General features: G+C 69.8%; 1 protein-coding gene. It reads left to right on the plus strand.

The window, feature by feature from the left end:
• Positions 1–1036, plus strand: a 1036-nt coding sequence (locus x551_RS22635) for a pseudouridine synthase (RefSeq protein WP_036251926.1), incomplete at both ends; no start/stop codon positions are given.

Raw genomic sequence — 1036 nt, forward strand, 5'->3', positions numbered from 1 at the left:
CGGCGAGGCTGCGGGCGCCGATGGCTCGGCCGAGCCCGGCGCCGAACGCCCGCCGCAGGCACCGCGACCGGCGCTCGATCCGGCGCTGGTGGTGGAGCGCTTCGAGGAAGTGCTGTCGGGTGCCTACGACGCCGAGCCACCCGAGCCGGACGATGAGGCCAGCGTCGAGCAGTCGACCAAGCGCGTGCTGCGCCCCGAGCCCGAGGCGCCCAAGCTGCACAAGGTGCTGGCGCAGTCGGGCATCGGTTCGCGCCGCGACATGGAACAGTTCATCCTCGACGGCAAGGTCACGGTCAACGACGAGGTGGCCCATGTGGGCATGCGCATCTCCTACGGCGACCGCATCGCCGTCGACGGCAAGCCGGTGCGTCTGCGCATCCAGCCGGGCCCGGCGCGGCTGCTGGCCTATCACAAGCCGACCGGCGAAGTGGTCACGCTGAACGACCCGGAAGGGCGTCCCACGGTGTTTCGCCGTCTGCCGCGCCTTCAGCAGGGCAAGTGGCAGTCCGTCGGTCGCCTGGATATCAACACCGAGGGCCTGCTGCTGTTCACCAACTCGGGTGAACTGGCGAACCAACTGATGCATCCCCGCTTCGGCGTCGAGCGCGAGTACGCGGTGCGCGTGCTCGGCAGCCTGAACGAGGAACAGCGCGCGAAGCTGCTCGAGGGCGTGGAGATCGACGGTCAGACCGCCGGCTTCAAGAGCATCGAGGAGGGCGGTGGCGAAGGAGCGAACCGCTGGTACCGCGTGGTCATCACCGAAGGGCGCAACCGTGAGGTGCGCAAGCTGTTCGACAAGGTCGGCCTGGCCGTGAGCCGTCTGATCCGCATTCGCTACGGCACTGTGGTGCTGCCGCGCGGCCTCAAGCGCGGCGTCTGGGTCGAGCTCGACGACCAGGACCTGCGCGCGATCCGCCAGCTGGCCAGCGGCAACCGTGGCGCAGCGGCGCAAAGCGAGTCGCGCGACGCTCAGGGCAACCGCGAACAACGGCGCAACAACGGTCGCAACGGCAAGCCCGAGCGCAACGCGCGCGGG

It is taken from the genome of Methylibium sp. T29 (assembly GCF_000576205.1).
GTDB classification, from domain to species: domain Bacteria; phylum Pseudomonadota; class Gammaproteobacteria; order Burkholderiales; family Burkholderiaceae_C; genus Methylibium; species Methylibium petroleiphilum.